At 70.8% G+C, this 19,270-nt stretch carries 14 protein-coding genes and 1 pseudogene; 3 read left to right on the top strand and 12 right to left on the bottom strand.

The window, feature by feature from the left end; genetic code table 11:
• Window positions 1-2 precede the first annotated feature (2 nt).
• The 5 genes from rfbA to ABZ810_RS44230 are packed head-to-tail and all read right to left on the bottom strand — an operon-like array spanning window position 3 to window position 5,104.
• Window positions 3-875: a glucose-1-phosphate thymidylyltransferase RfbA gene (gene rfbA, locus ABZ810_RS44250; RefSeq protein WP_358413578.1), complete on the bottom strand. Its 873-nt coding sequence runs from the start codon at window positions 873-875 to the stop codon at window positions 3-5.
• 21 nt (window positions 876-896) lie between these two features.
• On the bottom strand, window positions 897-2,345 hold the full coding sequence (locus ABZ810_RS44245) for an NDP-hexose 2,3-dehydratase family protein (RefSeq protein ID WP_358413575.1): 1,449 nt from the start codon (window positions 2,343-2,345) through the stop codon (window positions 897-899).
• Window positions 2,338-3,261: an NAD(P)-dependent oxidoreductase gene (locus ABZ810_RS44240; RefSeq protein WP_358413572.1), complete on the bottom strand. Its 924-nt coding sequence runs from the start codon at window positions 3,259-3,261 to the stop codon at window positions 2,338-2,340. Before ABZ810_RS44240 ends, ABZ810_RS44245 begins: the two co-directional genes overlap by 8 nt.
• Window positions 3,249-3,854: a dTDP-4-dehydrorhamnose 3,5-epimerase gene (gene rfbC, locus ABZ810_RS44235; protein WP_358413569.1), complete on the bottom strand. Its 606-nt coding sequence runs from the start codon at window positions 3,852-3,854 to the stop codon at window positions 3,249-3,251. The genes ABZ810_RS44240 and rfbC overlap by 13 nt, the downstream gene beginning before the upstream one ends.
• Window positions 3,855-3,910: 56 nt before the next feature.
• Entirely contained in the window at window positions 3,911-5,104 is a 1,194-nt protein-coding gene (locus ABZ810_RS44230) for an acyl-CoA dehydrogenase family protein (RefSeq protein ID WP_358413566.1), read from the bottom strand.
• 205 nt (window positions 5,105-5,309) lie between these two features.
• Between ABZ810_RS44230 and ABZ810_RS44225 the strand changes: the two genes are divergently transcribed.
• Both ABZ810_RS44225 and ABZ810_RS44220 read left to right on the top strand, forming a co-directional pair.
• Window positions 5,310-6,119, top strand: a complete 810-nt coding sequence (locus tag ABZ810_RS44225; protein ID WP_358413563.1) for a cyclase family protein — start codon at window positions 5,310-5,312, stop codon at window positions 6,117-6,119.
• Window positions 6,116-7,330 carry a class I SAM-dependent methyltransferase gene (locus ABZ810_RS44220; RefSeq protein WP_358413560.1) on the top strand — a complete coding sequence of 405 codons (1,215 nt, stop codon included), beginning with the start codon at window positions 6,116-6,118 and terminating at the stop codon, window positions 7,328-7,330. The genes ABZ810_RS44225 and ABZ810_RS44220 overlap by 4 nt, the downstream gene beginning before the upstream one ends.
• A 106-nt stretch (window positions 7,331-7,436) precedes the next feature.
• On the opposite strand, the gene uvrA is transcribed toward ABZ810_RS44220, so the two are convergent.
• From uvrA to ABZ810_RS44185, 7 genes and pseudogenes are all read right to left on the bottom strand, one after another.
• Window positions 7,437-9,944 carry an excinuclease ABC subunit UvrA gene (gene uvrA / locus ABZ810_RS44215; RefSeq protein ID WP_358413558.1) on the bottom strand — a complete coding sequence of 836 codons (2,508 nt, stop codon included), beginning with the start codon at window positions 9,942-9,944 and terminating at the stop codon, window positions 7,437-7,439.
• 112 nt (window positions 9,945-10,056) lie between these two features.
• Window positions 10,057-10,674, bottom strand: coding sequence for a hypothetical protein (locus ABZ810_RS44210; RefSeq protein ID WP_358413555.1), 618 nt, complete (start codon window positions 10,672-10,674; stop codon window positions 10,057-10,059).
• Window positions 10,675-10,709: 35 nt separating this feature from the next.
• Window positions 10,710-12,587: a BTAD domain-containing putative transcriptional regulator gene (locus ABZ810_RS44205; protein WP_358413706.1), complete on the bottom strand. Its 1,878-nt coding sequence runs from the start codon at window positions 12,585-12,587 to the stop codon at window positions 10,710-10,712.
• 9 nt (window positions 12,588-12,596) lie between these two features.
• Window positions 12,597-12,854: pseudogene (locus tag ABZ810_RS44200) on the bottom strand (winged helix-turn-helix domain-containing protein); the annotation flags it as partial.
• A 261-nt stretch (window positions 12,855-13,115) separates the two neighbouring features.
• A complete protein-coding gene (locus ABZ810_RS44195; RefSeq protein ID WP_358413552.1) occupies window positions 13,116-14,747 on the bottom strand; it encodes an alpha/beta fold hydrolase in 1,632 nt (543 codons plus the stop codon).
• Between the two features lie 264 nt (window positions 14,748-15,011).
• The gene (locus tag ABZ810_RS44190) at window positions 15,012-15,785 is read right to left on the bottom strand and encodes a response regulator transcription factor (RefSeq protein WP_358413549.1); all 774 of its coding nucleotides are present in this window, start codon (window positions 15,783-15,785) and stop codon (window positions 15,012-15,014) included.
• Between the two features lie 629 nt (window positions 15,786-16,414).
• Window positions 16,415-17,635 carry a 3-deoxy-7-phosphoheptulonate synthase gene (locus ABZ810_RS44185; RefSeq protein WP_358413547.1) on the bottom strand — a complete coding sequence of 407 codons (1,221 nt, stop codon included), beginning with the start codon at window positions 17,633-17,635 and terminating at the stop codon, window positions 16,415-16,417.
• Between the two features lie 321 nt (window positions 17,636-17,956).
• Between ABZ810_RS44185 and ABZ810_RS44180 the strand changes: the two genes are divergently transcribed.
• Complete coding sequence (locus tag ABZ810_RS44180) at window positions 17,957-19,264, top strand: cytochrome P450 (protein ID WP_358413544.1); 1,308 nt, start codon at window positions 17,957-17,959, stop codon at window positions 19,262-19,264.
• Window positions 19,265-19,270 lie beyond the last annotated feature (6 nt).

Below are 19,270 nucleotides of genomic sequence, written 5' to 3'. Positions count from 1 at the left end.
CCTCAGGAGAATTCCTTGGCGATGTCCATGACATAGCGGCCGTAGTCCGAACTGCCGAGCCGCCGCCCCAGCTCGTAGCAGGATTCGGCGTCGATGAATCCCATGCGCAACGCCACCTCCTCGACGCAGGCGATGCGCACCCCCTGCCGTTCCTCCAGCGTCCGCACGTAGAGGCTGGCCTGGAGCAGCGACTCGGGCGTCCCGGTGTCCAGCCACGCGAAGCCCCGGCCGAGATCGACCAGCTCGGCCCGGCCGCTCCGCAGGTAGGTGCGGTTGACGTCGGTGATCTCCAGCTCGCCGCGCGCGGACGGGCGGAGGTTCTTGGCGATGTCGACCACGTCGGAGTCGTAGCCGTACAGGCCGGTGATGGCCCGGTTGGAACGGGGGTGCTTGGGCTTCTCCTCCAGCGCGACCAGCCGTCCCTCGTCGTCGGTCTCGCCGACGCCGTACCGGCCCGGGTCGGTGACCGGGTAGCCGAACAGCACGCAGCCCCGCACGCCGGTGAGATGTTGCTGGAGCAGGTCGTAGAAGCGCTGGCCGTGGAAGATGTTGTCGCCCAGCACCAGGGCGACCGGGCCGCCGGCGATGTGGTCGGCGCCGATGATGAACGCCTCCGCCAGGCCCTTCGGCTCCGGCTGGACGGCGTAGGTGAGGTTCAGGCCCAGCTGCGAGCCGTCGCCCAGCAGCCGCCGGTATTGCGGCAGGTCGCCGGGAGTGGTGATGACGAGGATGTCGGTGATTCCGGCGAGCATCAGCGTCGACAGCGGGTAATAGATCATCGGTTTGTCGCCGATGGGGAACAGTTGTTTGGAGACCGCCAGGGTCGTCGGGAAAAGGCGGCTCCCCGTTCCCCCGGCCAGAATGATCCCCTTCATGGAAGTGCTCCTTCGGATCCGTTACGCCCCGGCCGTTCCGGACAGGCTGTGCAGGCAGGCGATCAGGCTGCGCGCCTGCACGTTCAGGTAGTGGCTGTGCCGCAGCAGGTCGACCAGCTGGTGCAGGGTCATCCAGCGGAAGTCCGGATGATCGGTGTCGAAGCCGGGATCGGCCTCGACGACCAGGTGACGGTTGCGCGCGTGGTGGAAGCGGCCGCCCTCCTCGGACAGGACGGTGTCGAACCTGATCTGGTCGGGCCGGGCGTTCAGCACCTCGTCCAGGAACGTCGGCTGGGCCGCGGCGGGCAGGTCCTCGTAGTTGCGCGGGGTGCACTGCACGGTCGGCGCCAGTTCGAGGACGTCTACGTAGCCGGGTTCGACCCTGATGTGCATGAGCACGTGCAGGGTCCCGGCGACCTCGCGCACGAGGAACGCGATGACCCCGGTGCCGTAGGGCTCGATCATCGGCTGGGACCACTGGGTGATCTCCCGGCCCGTCGCGGTGACGTCGACGCCGATGACGCCGAAGTAGCGGCCGCTCTCGTGCCGGATCATCTCCTCGGTCCGGTGCCAGCCGCGTACCTGGCCCAGCGGGATGCGGGCCACGTGAAGCTCGGTCCGGGTCCGGGCGTCGGTGATCCAGCTCAGGATGCCGTCCAGCCCGTGCAGGCTGCCGCCCTCACCGGTGCACGAACGCACCAGCGCGGACCCGAAACGATCGGTACGCGGGTCCGGCCCGGGACCGGCGAACGGCAGGCACGACAACACCGTCCGCGAATCGGCGTTGACCAGGTCGTCGATCGCGAACAACCGGTGCAGCTGCCCGAGCGTCAGCCACTGGAAACCCTCACGGGCCTCGACGTCGTCGGCCTCGACCACCATGTTCCGGTTGCGCTTGTGGTGGAACCACGACCCCTGCTCGGACTGCCGCACGTCGGCGATCACTCGGTGCTTCGCGGTCTCGGTGAAGTACTCCACGTACGGCACGGGACGGCCGCGGTGGACGCGGGTGTAGTTGCTCCGGGTGGCCTGCACGGTCGGCGACAGCTGGAAGCCGTTGACGTTGCCCGGCTCGAACTTGGCCTGCATCAGGAAGTGCAGGACGCCGTCGAACTCCCGGGCCAGGATGCCGAGGATGCCGATCTCCGCCTGGTTGATGATCGGCTGGTTCCAGCGCGGCACCGGCGCCTTCGGGATGTGCACGTCCAGTCCCTCGACGGCGAAGAACCTGCCGGTGCGGTGGACGATGTCGGAGCTCCCGGGCCGGGTCCCCCACTCGCTCAGCGCGTCCAGGGGCACCCGTTCGACCTGGTTGGGGAAACGCCGTCCGAGGTCCTTGAACCAGCTCTCGACGTCCACCGGCCCCAGCGGCGTGTTCTCGACGGCGGCGACCGATCGGGCGATCCGGGCCGGCATCGTCCGGTCGTCGTCCCGCGCCGGGCTCGGCGGGCGCACGCGTGCCTCACTCATCGCTCGCTTCCCACATGTCTCGCAGCGACTCCCCGAGGCCGGTCGCCGGCGTCCAGCCGAGGGCGGCGCCGGCCAGCCTGATGTCGGTCCGCGTCCAGTCGCCTCCCTTGCTCTCCACCTGGCCGCCGTCCACCTTCAGCACGTCGGCGGGGAAGCCCGCGGCGGCGACGAACAGCGTGACGAACTCGCGCATGTCCACCGCCTCGCCGCTGCCGATGTTGACGACCGGCTCGGCGGTGGTGGCCCGCACGGCCAGGGCCGCCGCCTCCGCGGCGTCCCGCACGTCGAAGAAGTCCCGCTTGGCCGCGGCGATGCTGAGCTCCAGGGCTCCCCCCTCGGCGGCGATCTCGCGCAGCCGCCTGAGCAGGAAACCCGGGAAGCTCCCGCCCGCCGGATGGGGGCCGCAGATGTTGGCCGCCCGCAGCACGATGCCCTCGATGCGGCCGGCGGACATCGCGCGCAGCACCGCCTCGGAGCCGGCGAACTTGGTGCGCGCGTACGGCGTGACCGGCCTGGGCTCGATCGACTCGCCGATCAGGGTGCCCCACTCGGCCGGGCCGTACTCGTGGATGGTGCCCATGTGCACCAGCCGCGCCGGCCGGTCCATCAGCGCCAGCGCCTCGACCAGCCGCTCGACGAGGCGGACGTGGGCGTAGTCCATCTCCTCCTCGGTGGTTCCCCAGCCGCCGGAGGTGTTCACGACCGCCTCGACGCGTTCGGCCTCGAAGGTCTTGGCGAGGGTCCGGGCGTCGACCGCGGCGACGTCGACGGCCGCGAACGCGCGGTCCGCCAGGTGCGGTGCGGGGCGGCGCGCGATGGCCAGGACGTCGTGGTCCCGCCGGGTCAGGGCGGCGCACACCTGGCGCCCCACGCAGCCGGTGGCGCCCACGACGGCCACCCGGTTCAGCCCGCCCACAGCGCCTCCTCGAACCGCAGGCACGAGGCGTAGTCCGGGAGGAGGCCCGCGGCCTCGGCCTCGGCCAGCGTCGGCGCCTTGGAGTCCCGTTCGGAGAGGATCGGCTCGACGCCGGCGGGGATCGGCAGCCCGATCGCCGGGTCCAGAGCCGACACCGACAGCTCCTTCTCCGCGATGTAGCTCTGCGACAGCAGGTACGACATCACGGTGTCGTCCTCCAGCGCGATGAAGGCGTGGCCGGCGCCGATGGGGATGTAGGAGGCGCGGAAGTCCTTCTGGTCCATGAGGACCGCTTCGACGCGGCCGTACGTCGGCGACCCCACCCGGATGTCCACCACGACGTCGAGCGCGCTGCCCCGGGCGCAGTACACGTACTTGGCGGTGCCGGGCGGCACCACCGTGTAGTGGATGCCCCGCACGACGCCGCGCCGCGACCTGCTGTGGTTGGTCTGTGCCACCGGGAACCGGCGGCGGCCGGCCGACTCCGCGAACGCCGCCTCCTGGAACGGCGACACGAACAGGCCACGATCGTCGGGAAAGGTCCTCGGGGTGAACTCGAACGCACCGTCAACGGCGAGCGCACGTGACTGCATGATCGTCATTTCCTCCTCGCGGTCCGCCACAGCCCGCGTTCGCGGACCGCCGGCGCCTACTCGTGATCAAGGCCCAGCGCCTGGGCACTCAGGAAGTCCACGGCGTCGGCGTAGGTGTAGGGATGCATGAACGAGCCCGCCCGGACGTCGCGGTGCAGCCGGGCCAGCGGGTGGCCGCCCGCGTAGGAGGCGCCGCCGACCAGCGTGAGGCAGTCGGCCACGATCTCCGGCGCCACCCGGTTGACCATCAGCTTGGCGTGCTGGAACGGGGTCATCATCCGCCGCCCGCGTTCGGCCGGGTCGCAGTCCAGGTCGGCCGCGTAGGCGTCGGCGTTGAGCAGCGCGGACGCCACCGCCGACCGCAGCGTGTAGAGCCGCGCGTCGATCTCGGCCACCAGGGTCCGGGACCCGCCCTGGGCGCCCCCGCCCCGGCGGGCGATCATCCCCACCGCCACGTCGCGGGCCTCCTGGGCGACGCCGAGGTAGATGCCGAGCATCGTGATCGAGCTCACCGTCTGGCCCGCCAGGGCCGCGTCGCTGCGCTCGTCGACCGGGCCGCGCAGCAGCACGTCCTCGGCCGGGACGGCACAGTCCTCCATGGTGATCCCGACGCTGCCGGAGGCGCGCATGCCCAGCCCGTCCCAGTCGTCCATGACCGTGAGGCCGGGACGGCCCCGGGCCACCACCGCCGCCGCGAAGCGCGGCGCCTCGCCCTCCGGGCGCGCCTGCGCCGAGATGACGAAGTGGGTGGCGATCGGCGCCATGCTCGCCAGGATCTTCCGGCCGTTGAGCCGCCAGCCGCCGGCGCCGTCCGGCGTCAGCTCGGTGACGGTCCTGACGGGATCCTTCACGGTGGTGCAGACCACCGCCTCGCCCGAGCCCATCGCCCGCAGCATGCGGTCGGCGAGCGACCGTGCCGCCGGCGCGCCGTGCGCCCGCTCGTAGGCGAACGTCAGCCCGCGGCTGAACTGCATGTGGAGGGCCAGCGCCGAGGAGGCGTCCGCCTCGGCGAGCGCGCCCAGGGCGACCGCGACGTCGTGCATGGAGTCCACGCCCAGTCCGCCGAGCTCGGTGGGCACGGTGGCCCCGAGCACGCCGTCCTTGCGCATGGCCTCGAACGCCGCGGCGGGGAAGGCGCCGGCCCGATCGTGCTCGGCGGCGCCGGCCCGGATCGAAGGCAGATGCCCGGCGAGCAGCTCCAGCAGGGTCCGCCCCGCCGGAGTGATCGCTTCGCGGACCTCGCTCCGCACCGGCCTCACATCGACCTGTCCTGTCACTGCCTTCCCGCCTTTCGCTGGAACGGATCGCAGTACCCATGCCGACGCCGCCGATCGTGTCGGGGCCGGTTCGAGTTCCGCTGGAGCGGGCCGCCGGTCCCGCCCGTCCAGCGGGCCTTGAGTTCGGCTCTAGGGCGCCCCGGGAGCGTTCGCTCCAACGCCGTCTCGGAGGTTTGCCGTGCGGATCATTGATCTCTCCACACCGGTGGACGCGTCGTTCTGGGAGCCCGATCCCGTCACGCACGACGTGCTCACGCCCCGCGAGGGCGCCCTGCACATGAGCGAGGAGATGCGGACCCACCTCGGCGTGGAGTTCGACGTCTCCGAACTGCCCGACGGGGAGTTCCTGTCGCTGGACAGGATGAGCCTCACCACGCACACCGGCACCCACGTCGACGCGCCCTCGCACTACGGGTCGCGCGCCGCGTACGGGGACGGGGTGCCCCGGCACATCGACCAGATGCCGCTGGAGTGGTTCCTCAATCCCGGCATGGTGCTGGACCTGACGGGTCTCGGCACCGGCACGGCCGGCCCGGCCGAGCTGGAGAAGGAGTTCGAGCGCATCGGCCGCGTGCCCGAGCCGATGGACATCGTGCTGCTCAACACCGGGGCGTCCCGGTGGGTCGGGCGGCAGCGCTACTTCACCGACTTCACCGGGCTGGACGGCGCGGCCGTGCACCTGCTGCTCGACCTGGGCGTGAAGGTGATCGGCACGGACGCGTTCAGCCTGGACGCGCCGTTCGGCCACATCATCGCCCGGTACCAGGAGACCGGCGACCGTTCCGTGTTGTGGCCCGCGCACTTCGCGGGGCGCGAGCGGGAGTACTGCCAGATCGAACGGCTCGGCAACCTGGACGCTCTTCCGGCGGCCCACGGTTTCCAGGTCGCGTGCTTCCCGGTGAAGATCACCGGTGCGGGCGCGGGCTGGACCCGGGCGGTCGCCCTGATCGACGACGACCAGCCCCACACTGGAGGACTCCTTTCATGATCTGCCGAGTCTGCGGCGGCCCGCTCACCGAGTTCTTCGACTTCGGACGGCAGCCCCTCTCCGACGCGTTCCTGACAGCCGACGACCTGGACCGGCAGTTCTTCTTCCGGCTGGCCGTGGGGGCCTGCGAGTCCTGCACGATGGTGCAGCTGGTCGAGGAGGTCGCCCGGGACCGCATGTTCCACGACGCCTACCCGTACCTGTCGTCCGGGTCGTCCGCGATGCGACGGCACTTCGAGGAGACCGCGCAGTTCCTGACCGACGGCGAGCTGGGCGGGCCGGACCCCTTCATCGTGGAGATCGGCTGCAACGACGGCGTCATGCTCAAGACGATCGGCAAGGCCGGCATCCGGCACCTGGGCGTGGAACCTTCCGGCGGCGTGGCGCGGATGGCCAGGGCCGAAGGGGTGCGGGTCCGGACCGACTTCTTCGAGGAGGCGTCGGCGACCCGGGTCCTGGGCGAGGAGGGGCCCGCGGACGTCATCTACGCGGCCAACACCATCTGCCACATCCCCTACCTCGACTCGGTGTTCCGCGGCGTCGACGCGCTGCTCAAGACCGACGGGGTGTTCGTGTTCGAGGACCCGTACTTCGGCGACATCGTCGAGCGGAACACCTTCGACCAGATCTACGACGAACATTTCTTCTTCTTCACCGTGCGGTCGGTCCAGGCCATGGCCGAACGGATGGGCTTCGAGCTGGTCGACGTGCGCCGCCTGCCGGTCCACGGCGGCGAGGTCCGCTACACCATCGCCCGGGCGGGCCGCCGCCGGCCCAGCGAACGGGTCGCCGCGATGGTCGAGGAGGAGGCGGGCCGCGGGCTGGCCGCGCCGGCGACGCTCGCCCGGTTCGGCGCGAACATCGAGAGCATCCGCCACGACCTGGTGGAGCTCCTCCAGGACCTGCGCGCCCAGGGCAAGCGGGTCATCGGCTACGGCGCCACGGCCAAGAGCGCCACGGTGACCAACTACTGCGGCATCGGCCCCGACCTGATCCCGTTCGTGTGCGACACCACACCCGCCAAGCACGGCCGGCTGATGCCCGGCTCGCACATCCCGGTGCGTCCCGCCGAGGCCATGTCCGACCCGTACCCCGACTACGCCCTGCTCTTCGCGTGGAACCACGCCGAGGAGATCATGGCCAAGGAGCAGGAGTTCCGGGCCGCGGGCGGCCGCTGGATCCTGTACACGCCGGACGTCCGCATCGTCTGACCCGGCGGGCCTCCGGACACGAACCGGACCCGGACACGAACCGGCCCCGCGAGGATGATCCTCGCGGGGCCGGTCCGTCTCGCCGGTGAGCGCTGCCGCCCGGGACTCAGCCGCCCAGGACCGTGCGCAGGAAGCGCGCCGTGTGACCGGTGCCGGCGGCGACGTCCTCCGGCGTGCCGACCGCGACGATCTCGCCTCCGGAGTCACCGCCGTCCGGCCCGAGGTCCACCACCCAGTCGGCGGACTGCACCACCTCCAGGCTGTGCGACACCGTGATGACGGTGTGGCCCTGGTCCACCAGGGCGTGCAGCACCTTCATGAGCCGGTCGGTGTCACTGGAGTGCAATCCGGTGGTGGGCTCGTCGAGCAGGTAGAGGGTGTGCCGGCTGGTGCGGCGCTGGAGCTCTGCCGCGAGCTTGACCCGCTGCGCCTCGCCGCCCGACAGGGTGGTCGCCGACTGCCCGAGCCGCAGGTAGCCCAGCCCGACGTCGCAGAGCACCCCCAGCGAACGGGAGATCGCCGGCACGCCGGAGAAGAAGTCCGCCGCCTCCTCGATCGGGGCCTCCAGGACGTCGGCGATGGTGCGCCCCCGGTAGAGGATCTCCAGTGTCTCCTCGTTGTAGCGCCGGCCCTGGCAGGCGTCGCACAGCAGGAAGACGTCCGGCAGGAAGTACATCTCGATGCGGATCGTCCCGTCGCCCGTGCAGTTCGGGCAGCGGCCCGCGGTGGAGTTGAACGAGAAGCGGCCCGGCTTGTAGCCGCGCCGCCGCGCCTCCGCGGTCGCGGCGAACTCCTTGCGGATGCCGTCGAGCACGCCGGTGTAGGTGGCCGGGGTGGACCGCCCGGACCGGCCGATCGGCGCCTGGCTGACCCGGATGACCCGTTCGACCCTGGACAGTCCCTCGACGCGGTCGTGCTCCCCGGGCTCGGGCGAGTCGCCCCCGAGGGCACGGTCGAGCGCCCGGAAGAGGATCTGGTCCACCAGGGTCGACTTGCCCGCCCCCGACACCCCGCTGACCGCGATGAAGCAGCCCAGCGGGAACTCGACGTCGATGCCGGCGAGGTTGTTGGCGCGGGCGCCGCGCACGGTGAGGCTGCGACCGGGACGCGGGACCCGCCGGCGCGGCGGGACGGTGACGCCGCGCCGGCCGCTGAGGAAGGCGCCGGTGAGCGACTCCTCGGAGTTCTCCAGTTCCGCGACCGTGCCGCTGAAGATCAGCTCGCCGCCGAGCTCGCCGGCGCCCGGCCCCAGCTCCACCACGTGGTCGGCGGCGCGGATCACGTGGTGGTCGTGCTCGACGATGACGAGCGTGTTGCCCTGGGCGCGCAGGGTCCGCAGGGTGCCGATGAGGTTCTCGGTGTCCCGCGGGTGCAGCCCGGCGGTCGGCTCGTCCAGGACGTACAGCAGCCCGAAGAGCCGCGAGCCGAGCTGGCTGGCCAGCCTGATCCGCTGCGCCTCGCCGCCGGACAACGTCCGGGCGGGCCGGTCGAGGGTCAGGTAGCCGAGCCCCACCTGCACCAGGAAGTCCAGGCGCTCGGTGATCTCCTCCAGGGCCTGGGCGACGACCCTGCGATCCCGGTCGGACAACTCCAGCCCGCCCAGGAAACGTACGCTCTCCTGCACCGTCAGGCGGCTGACCTCGGCGATGCTCAGCCCGCCGACCTTCACCGCGAGCTGCGCCGGGGCCAGCCGCCCCCCGCCGCACGAACGGCAGAGGGCGCGGTGCATGAACTTCTCCAGGGCGGCCTGGCCGCCCTTGATGTAGGCCTCCTCATGGCGCGCGAACAACCAGGGCGACACCCCGGTGAACACCGCCTCGCCGTTGTCCACGCGGACGGGCCGGTCCTCGGCGTAGAGGAGGGTGTGCCGCACCTCCTCGGGCAGGCTGCGCCAGGGCTGGTACGGGTCGAGGCCCGCCTCGGCGACGACCGCCAGGGCGAGCGCCCCGTTCGTGGTGTCGCGCCACGGGACGATCGCGCCGGCGGCGACCGGCATCTCCTGGTTCGGGACGACGAGCCAGGGGGCCATCTCCAGCCGGTTGCCGAGCCCCTGGCAGTCGCCGCACCGCCCGAAGGGCAGGTTGAACGAGAAGGCCCGGCTCGCCATCTCGGGCTTCTCGGTCTCGTGCCCCTGAAGGCACACCAGCTCCCCGTCGTCGTCGGCCAGCAGTTCCTCGCCGCAGGTGGTGCAGTGCGGCAGGCCGACGCGGGCGAACGCCACCCGGAGCAGGTCGTAGACCTCGGTGACGGTGCCGACCGTGGAACGCGGGCTGCGGGTGGCGGAGGACCGCTGGTCCACCGCGACCGCCGAGCACAGCCCCTCGACGCGGTCCACGTCCGGCTTTTCCATCTCGTCCATGAACTGCCGCGCGAAGGTGGACATGGACTGCACCTGGCGGCGCTGTCCCTCCGCGTAGATGGTGTCGAAGGCCAGCGAGGACTTGCCGGAGCCGGAGACGCCGGTGAAGACGACCATGGCCCGGTGCGGCAGGTCGAGGTCGACGCCGCGCAGGTTGTTCACTCGTGCCCCGCGCACCGAGAGCACGTCCGGGAGTGCGCGCTCGTCCTCGCGCGCCGAGAGGTCGGTCATGGAGTTCCCTGAGCCGATCAGCACCGTACGTGCTCCTTTCGCCGCCCGCCTCCGGGACGGCTCCGCGGTGGGAGGATCCTTAGCTCATCAAACTTGACTAGTTTACCGGCGTCGAACCGGGTGAATCCCGGTTTCCTCACCCGGGCAGATCGGCATGGCGCACGGTGAAGCCGCCCTTGGACACCGGCGAGAAGGGCGCGGGGGCCATGCAGGTGCCGGCCTTGGTCTCGAACCACTCGCCCTGCTCGTTCTTGTCCATGTTGACGATGGCCCAGGAGAAGCCGACCCGGTCGCGGGTGCGGCCGTCACGGTCGGGGCCGGCGTCGTACACGCTGAAGCCGAGCCGCCTGCCGACCCATTCCTTCGGGTCCTCGGACGACTTGGTGATCGTGGCCGTCAGCGCGGCGTAGCCGGGGCTGGTGGTCATGCAGTCGACGTCGGCCTCGGCCCAGATGACGTAGCCGCTCTCCTTGACCTCGTGGACGAGCGTGGCCTTGCCGCGCGCGTCGGCGGGCGTGCCGTCCGGGAATCCGGTGATCGGGCGGGTGTACGGGGCGGCCTGGGCGTCGAACGAGAACGACCGCCTGTCCCCGTCCGGGTAGAAGGTGAGCCAGAAGTCGCCGGAGCCCTTCACGCTCGCCGGCTTGGGCTTGGTGCCCCGCTCCGGCGCGGCGGACGCGGCCGTGGGCCCGGCGGTGACGGCGGCGAGGGCCACCGCGGCGAGGAGGGTGATCCTGGTCTTGGTCTGGGACATGGTCTCTCCTTGTCTCGTGTTGGGTCGTCCGTCGCTCAGCCGACCGCGACCGGCTCGCACTGCCGCTCGCCCGAACCGTCCTCCCAGGGCTCCTCCCGTTCCAGTGCCTGGGTGAGCCGTTCCCGGGCGTGGCTGAGGACCAGCACCGGGAACGCGTAGCGCAGTTCACCGGCGGTCCGGCGCACGACGATCAGGTGCTCGTCGGCGAGGCGGTCGAGCGCGCCCTCCACCACGGCCTCGTCCCAGCCGAGGAGCTCGGCCGCCGTCCGGAGCGTGAACTCCGCCACGGGGAGCATGCTGAGCAAACGGAAGATCCCCTTGTCCAGCCGGCCGAGCCGCCGGTAGCCGGCGTCCAGCCTGGACCGCACGTCGAGGTCGCCCAGCCGCAGCAGGTCCAGCGGGCGCTCGGACCGTTCGAGCTGCTCGGCCGTGTCCGCGAGCAGCGCCCCCTGGCGGGTGGCCAGCCGCCCGGCGACGCAGCGCAACGCCAGCGGCAGCCCGCCGACGAGCTCCACGAGCCGTTCCGCCGCGCCCGGCTCGCGCCGGATCCGCGCCTCGCCGATGACGCGGCCGAGAAGCTCGACGCCCTCGGACCTCGTCAGCGGGCGCAGCTCGACGTGCCGGCCGCCGATCAGCCCGGGCATGCGGTGGGCGCTGGTGATGATGACGCCGCAGCCGGGGTCGCCGGGCAGCAGCGGCGCCACCTCGGCCGGTTCCGCGGCGTCGTCGATGACCAGCAGCAGGCGGCGCCCGGCGGTGGCCGAACGCAGCAGCGTGCTGCGCTCCTCCGCCGAGTCGGGGATCTGGGAGTTCGGCACGCCCACCGCGCGGAGCAGCCGGCGGAGCGACTCCGCGACGTCGCACCCGGCGCCGGTCGACGCGTGCAGATCGGCGTAGAGCTGCCCGTCGGGGAACCTGTCGCGCAGCCGGTGCGCCAGATGCACCGCCAGCGCCGTCTTGCCCACGCCGGGAAGACCGGTGATCACCGTGATGGGGATCGCGGTGTGCGCGCCGGCCGCCGCCTTCTCGAATCCGGCGGCCAGCTCCTCGATCAGCTCCTGGCGCCCGGTGAGGTCGCCGAGGTCGGGCGGGAGCTGCCTGGGCTGCTCGAACGAGCCGTCCTCGCGGCTGCGGGACGCGAGGACCGGCGGCCTGACGTTCGCGGGGGCCGCGCCCGGCCCGATCTCCGCCGGAACGTCCTTGCGCACCGGCACGACCTCGGCCCGGGGCCTGGGCACGGACCGTCCGTCCGGGGACATCTGTCTCTCCTGAGGGACCGGTCTCTCAGGAGTCACCCGTCTCTCCTGCGGTGCCGCCCGCTCCGGCGGCCCCGTCCTGTCCGGTGAGGCGCGCACGGCCGGGGCGGACGGGACCGCACGTCCCTGCGCGTTGCTCTCCCAGGGCTCCCGCGGCGGGGTGCGGTCGAGCGGCGGGGCCGGCGGCATGTCCGACAGCAGGCGCTGATGCAGCTCCTTGAGCTCCGGGCCGGGCTCCAGGCCGAGGTCCTCGACCATGTTCCCGCGCAGCACCCGGTAGATCTCGAGGGCCTCGTGCCGCCGGCCGGAGCGGTAGAGCGCGATCATCAACGTCGCGTGCAGGTGTTCGTGCAGGGTGTACTGGCGCACCAGCGACTTCAGCTCGCTGACGAGCTCGCGGTGCCGGCCGAGCCGCAGGTCGGCCTCGATGCGCAGTTCGAGGGTCCGGAGGCGCAGCTCCTCCAGGCGGGTGACATAGGACGAGAGCAGCTCGCCCTGGGCGACATCGGCCAGGGCCGGTCCGCGCCACTGGCCGAGAGCGCGCCCGAGCGTCTCCGCCGCGCCCGTGGCGTCGCCTTTCTCCAGCATTTCCTGCCCGGCATTGGCGAACTGCTCGAAGCGCCGCAGGTCGATCGCCGAGTCGGAGGTAGTGAGCATGTAGCCACCCGGCAAGGTCTGCAGGATGTCGCCGGCACCATGCTCCAGAAGAATTTTTCGCAGCTTGTAGATGTAAGTTTGGAGAGTTGTCATCGCACTTGCGGGTGGGCCGTCCTCCCACAGTTCATCGATGAGTTCGGTCGTTTGAACCACGGAGTTTCGACGCAGGAGCAGGAGAGATATCACTTGCCTGGGCTTGGGTGCCGACGGTACGATATTGGACCCGTCTTCAATTATCTCTACGGGGCCTAGTACTCGGAAGTCCACGGATTCCCCCTTGGTGGTCCAGGTTCCCGTAGACCAAACATAGACATTTCCTCCAGATTCGATCAAGAGGGCATCCCAAAGTGTCAGTCAGGGCACTGACAAAGCGACTGACCAGCGCCGGTAATATCGAAAGTTGTAATCCTGGCTAAGACACTTCTAGAATCCGCGCCGACAATGTGCGAGCACTCTCTGACTCAGTGTCGCCACCGGCGGACGGCCGCGACCGCCGGGCGGCGGTGACCGCCCGGCGGTGGCGTCAGCTCATCGCGGCGTCCGGGCCGCCGACGTCGCCCGGGTGGTCTCGGGCTCGGTGGCGTTGGGGTCCGGATCGTTGATGGCCGGATCGGCCTCGCACCCCGCGTCGGCGCCGGGCCTGTTCCCGGGCAGCGTGCCGTCGCCGAGATACGCGGCGACGACGCCGTCGACGCACTTGTTGCCGTTGAGCGAGTTGGCGTGCGACTTGCCGCCGACCTCCAGCAGCAGGCGCGACGACGGGAACCTCCGGTGCATCGCGAAGGCGCCCTCGACGGGGAACACGCCGTCGAGCGATCCGTGGATCAGCAGGAAGCCGGGCAGTCCCCGATCCTTCAGTTCGAGCGGGGACGACCCGCCGCGCACCGGCCAGAAGGCGATCGGGGCGTGGTGCCACACGTTGCTCCAGGTGATGGAGCGATACCCCTTCTCGTGCATCCTGACGGCATCGTCGTGCCAGGTCTTCCAGTCGCGCGGCCACCTGGTGTCCACGGCGTCGGCGGCGTTGCGGACGGCGAACGGGCTGTCGTCGGCGCCCGGATGCATGTTGTCCAGCAGCCAGGTCGCGTCCTGCTTGTGCACCCAGTCGGCGAGCGCCTGCGTGTTCTCCACCCACACCGTCGTGCTCATCCCGGTGTTGAGCACGTAGTCGTCCAGCTCGTCCGGACCGTACCTGCCCTGGATGGGCTGCTTCTTGAGCTGGTCCCGGACCCTCCAGTACGTCGCCTCGACCTCCCGCCGCGTCTTGCCCAGGCGGTAGACCGAGTCCCACTTGGCGGCCCACTCGTACCAGAAACCGATGTTCCGCTCGATGAGCCTGCTCTGCTCGAGCATCGCCTTGTACCCGAGCGTCCGCGGGTCGGAGACGCCGTCCCAGATCATGCGGTCGATCCGGTTCGGGAACAGCGTGGCGTAGGCCGCGCCCAGATGCGTGGCGTGCGAGAACCCGTAGTAGTTGATCTTCTCCACGCCGAGCGCCCGGCGGACGACGTCGATGTCGTGCGCGTGGTCGACGGTCCCCATGTGGGGCAGCAGCCAGCCGTACTTCTTCGCGCAGTCGTCGGCGTACTTCTTGGACCGGGCGATCCACGCCCGCTCCTCGGCCGCCGAGCTCGGCGTGTAGTCGGGCAGCGGCGGCTTCTTGTGTCCCTTGTCGCAACTCAGGACCGGGTCGGTGTCCCCCTCGATGGGCGGCCCGGGCTCCTCGGCGATCGGGTTGAAGTCGAGCGTCTCGACGCCCCGCGGATCCATGCCGATCATGTCGTACTGGGCGGCGAGCTCGGGGAACCCGCGTCCCGCCAGCCAGTTGTGCATCGCCATGGAGTTGAGGAGGCCGCTGGCGCTCACCCCACCGGGGTTGGTGAGCAGCACGCCCTTGTAGTTCGCGCGGTCGGTCGCGCGGTAGATCGAGATCCCGACGTGGATCTTCTTGCCGTGCGGCTTGCGGTGGTCCAGCGGCACCTCGATCTGCGCGCACTCCGCCCGCCCCGTCATCAACCCGGGACAGTCACGCCAGGCGATGCCCGGACCGGCCGCCGGAGCGCCCGCCCGAGCGTCCGCCCGTTCCGCCGGCGACCCCGCGGCGACGGTGCCGCTCACGACCACCGCCACGGCCGCCGCGACAACAACGAGTCTCTTCATCAGACAGACCCCCTCGGTGTGTACGACAACCGAAACCGTGACGGTTCCGCATCGCAGACCACTAGAAGACCCGTCAACCCGGCTCTCAGCGGCACCGATGCGCGCGCGGGGGCAGGGCGCGGCGCTCACGCGTCAGCGAGGTTCGGTGACTGTGGCGGGTGACTGTGGCGGGTGAAGGTGGCGGGTGAAGGTGGCGGGAGGGGGTGGCGGGTGAGGGAGACGGCGGGAACGGCAGGGGGCGGGGGGAGAGCGTGGGAACGAGGGTCAGCGGTCGCGGTTGATTCCGGCGCCACCGTGTTTCTTGGCCTCCGGGCCCTTGTGGGAGGACATCTTGAGGCCGCGCACCTGCACCGACAGGTCCTTCGACCCGTTGGGACGCGTGTCGCGGGGGGCACCGCCCACCTCGATGAGGGACGCCGCGACCGCCTTGTTGACGGCGTCGATGCGGGAGACCGCGCCGAGCTTGACGAAGATGTTCCGTAGATGGCGCTTGACGGTGGCCTCGGTGAGGCAGAGCCGGCCGGCGATCTGGGAGTTGCTCAGGGCCTCCGCCGTGAGCTGGAGGATCTGCAGCTCACGCGGGGAGAGCGCGTCCTTCGCCGGCCTGCGCACCTGGGTCAGGCTCTCCCTGGAGACCGACAGGACGACCCGGTCGGGGGTGCCGCGCACGGACCGGATGGCGGACAGGAGCTCCTGGCGGGTGGTGTTCTTGAGCAGGTAGCCGCTGATGCCGACCTCCAGCAGGCTCTGCACGAGCTGGGCGCCCTCGATCATGCTCAGGATGATCACGGCGGACTCGGGCGAGAGCCGGCTGATGCGGCCGACGACGGTGGTGGCGTCCCCGCCGGGGATCTCGGGGTCCAGGAGGACGACGTTCGGGCGGTGCTCGGCGGCGAGGGCCACGGCGGTGCGGTTCTCGTCGGCCTCGCCGACGATCTCCATGTCCGCCTCCGCCTCCAGGAGCGCGCGCAGTCCCTGCCGGAAGAGCGAATGGTCGTCGACGATCAGGATCGTCGTCCGGTCCGCGCGCTCAGTCATCGTGATGCTCCCAGCTCGCCGGATGGAGTTCGGAAGACGTCCCGGTGGCCGGGAGACGTGCACGGCCACGCAGGTGATTTCGCCAATTCGTGCCGAGGTCGACTGCTGTTCGCGCCTGCGTCACATTCCTACCCGGGTCATCTGCGACAAACATCGGGGTGGACGGGCGAAAGGCCGACCAGAAGTGTCACTTTTTCTCCGGCGCCGTCCTCGACCCGATTTCAAGCCGCCAGTCCCCCGAACCAACATGCCGGCAAGGAATTCCTTACCGGCATACCATTTTCGCGATCCTTGAATATTGGACCGATCCCGATGTCCGCGATCACCATGCTTAGGAACACTGTGTTTATGAACACCGTGTTTATTTCGCCCAGCATCGCATGACGTCTGCCGCCCGAGATCAAGCATAATCAATTCCACTCCGTTGTCAATGGTGCACCCAAGTGACAGTCAACACATTCGGAGTTCACAAACCCCCCATTGAAGCAACCCATAATCAGTCACGGAAGGTGATGCGCAAAATCCTCAGGGCCACCGAACCAATCGGGCGGCGCCGGGCGGGTTCCAGGGCGGCCACAATGGGCCACCGGGCCTCTACAAGCCCCGAAAAAAGAAATTGCTCACCCGATTCACAGGAAGGAATCGATCAGCCGGTGAGCTTGGTCGGCGTTGAGCCGGGGGTCGCAGAGAGACTCGTAACATGTTGGGACCTCGTTGTCCGTAACGACGTTTCCGCCGACACACTCGGTCACCGGCCGCACCGCGGTCTCCAGATGCAGCCCGCCGACCGGAACTCCCACGTCCTCCAGTACGCGACGGAATTGAACGGCTTCGTCGATCATATCGCCGAGCCGCCGAGTCTTCAGTCCCTCGTGCGTTCTCCGGGTGTTTCCGTGCATGGGGTCGCAGAGCCAGACGACGGGGTGTCCCCCCGCCCGCACCCGCCGGACCAGCGATTCCAGCCGTTCACCGACGAGACCGGCGCCCATCCGCGAGATCAGGACGAGCCGGCCGGGCAGCCGATTCGGGTCCAGCACCTCGCACAGCGCCGCGACATCGTCGGGACCGGCGGTCGGGCCGATCTTGCAGCCCACCGGGTTCTCGATCGCGGCCATCAGCTGCGCGTGGGCGCCGTCCGGCCGCCGGGTGCGCTCCCCGATCCAGGGCAGATGGGTGGAGGCGAGGTACAGCTCGCGGCTCTCGTCGTGCCAGCGGGTCAGGGCCGTCTCGTAGTCGAGCACGAGCGCCTCGTGGCTGGCCCACGGGCCGTCCGCTCCCGCGGCCCGCACCCCGCGCGCGAGCCGCGTCTCCCGCAGCCGGCCGATGACCCCGGCGCTCGCCTGGTACGCCAGCATCATCCGGTGCGGATCGTGCCGGCGGGCCTCCTCGGTGGCGACCTCAGAATTGATCATGTGGCCGCGGAAGGCGGGCAGCCTGCGCCCGCCGGCGGAGTCGTACGGCTGGGAGCGCGGTTTGGCGAACTGGCCGCCCATCCGGCCCACGCGGAGCACCGGGCGGCCCGCGGCCCCCTCCAGCCGGCCGGCCAGCTCGTCGAGGAGCCGCGCCTTGGCGTCGGTGTCCGGCCGGGAGACCTCGGCCATGTCCTCCGAGCAGTCACCCGTCTGAAGGAGCATCGCCCTGCCGTCGGCCACCGCGGCCAGACGCAGGCGCAACTCCAGGACCTCCGCGGCCGACACCAGCGGCGGCGCGGCGGAGAGGGCCTCGACCACGTCGTCGAAGGCCCGGTCATGCCGCCAGCCCGGCTGCTGGGGGGCCGACCGCGAACTCCGCGGCGGCATGCCGGCAACACGGGCGGCGATCCCGCCGGCGTCGGCCGTACGCGGTCTCACCCAGACACCGTTCCCTCGTCCGGAGGCCCGCTGCCGGGCCTCGTCCGATCGGCGGTCGGATCGATTCTCGTCCACGGCTGATTCAGATCCCGAACGGGTTTTCCTCGACCTGCATGGCGGCTGCTCCTTCCCTGGCACAGGGCGCGCGGCGACCAGGACATGGTCGGCGCCGGACCCTCGTATCCACCTCGAAGCCTGGTGGACGGTGACACCTTCCAGCGGTCTTCGAGCGCGCGGGGCCATCGTCCCCGGAAAGCACGTCGCCATTTGCGAACCGAATGGCGATTCCGCATAGATGGCCACGAAAAACGGGAGGCTTTCGTGGAGGCCAGCAGTTCGCCGGAGACGTCACGAGCATCGGACGGCGGGCGCCTGAACGGAGCGGCGCGGCACCTCGTGCGCCGGCTTCTGGAAATGGACGTGCGCGCCGACCCCTATCCGCTGCTGAACCGCATCCGCGCCGCCGGGCCCGTCTGGATGAGCGACGACGTCGTCGTCTTCTCGTCCCACGAGCACTGCGAGGCCGTGCTGCGGGAGGGAGCCGCCAGCACCGTCCGGACCCACGCGAACCTGTTCAAGGCCGCCGCGCCGCAGGCGCCGGCGGGCAAGCCGGTCCAGGAGCTGACCTCGTTCCTCTTCCTCGACCCGCCGGCGCACACCCGGCTGCGCCGCCTGGTGTCCCGGTCCTTCACCCCGAGGATGGTGCGCGGCCTGGACCCGGTCATCCGCGACCTCGTCGACGACCTGCTGGACGCGGCCGTCGAGCGCGGCCGGCTCGAGGTGGTCGCCGACCTGGCCTACCCGCTGCCGGTGGCCGTGATCTGCCGGATGCTCGGCGTGCCGCTCGGCGACGAGGTCTGGTTCCGGGAACGGTCGTCGCTGCTGTCCCGGGCGCTGGACCCGCACCTGGCGCTGACGGGACGCCAGCCGCCCGGTCTCGACCAGCGGCGGTCGGTCGAGGCCGAGCTCAACGAGTACTTCGTCCGGCTGGCCGCGGAACGGCGGCGCGCGCCGGGGGACGACCTCCTGTCGGCCCTGATCGCCGCCGAGGTGGACGGCGACCGGCTGACCCCGGAGGAGATCTCCACCACCTGCCGGTTCCTCCTCAACGCCGGGCACGAGACGACGGTCAACCTCCTCTCCAACGGGGTTCTGGCCCTCGTCCGCGACCCGGAACGGCAGGCGCGGCTGGTGGCGGATCCGGCGTCCACCGACCCGTTCGTGGAGGAGGTCCTGCGGCTGGATCCGCCGCTCCACCTCGTCCACCGTTACGCCGCCTCCGGCATCGACGTGTGCGGGACGCGCGTCGAGGCGGGCACCACGATGGTGCTGCTCCTTTCGGCCGCGCACCGCGACCCGGCCGTCCACGACGACCCCGACGGGTTCGCTCCTGCCGCGGAGGGCTCCCGGCATCTGGCGTTCGGCCTGGGCACCCACTTCTGCCTGGGCGCGCCGCTGGCGCGGCTCGAGGCGCGGCTGGCGTTCAGCCGGTTCGCGCAGCGGGTCGTCGCGCCCCGGTCGGCGGACGGACGGCTGTCCTACAAGCCGAACGTGGCGTTGCGCGGGCTCCAGGCACTACCGCTCAGTCCCGAGCGCTTCCTCCCCCGCACCGAAGAGTGGCTCGTGTGAGGGTCG

This window comes from Spirillospora sp. NPDC047279 (assembly GCF_040643285.1).
Lineage (GTDB): Bacteria > Actinomycetota > Actinomycetes > Streptosporangiales > Streptosporangiaceae > Spirillospora.
The sequence above is the reverse complement of the archived record's forward strand: the minus strand, read 5'-3'. Positions and strand labels throughout refer to the sequence as shown.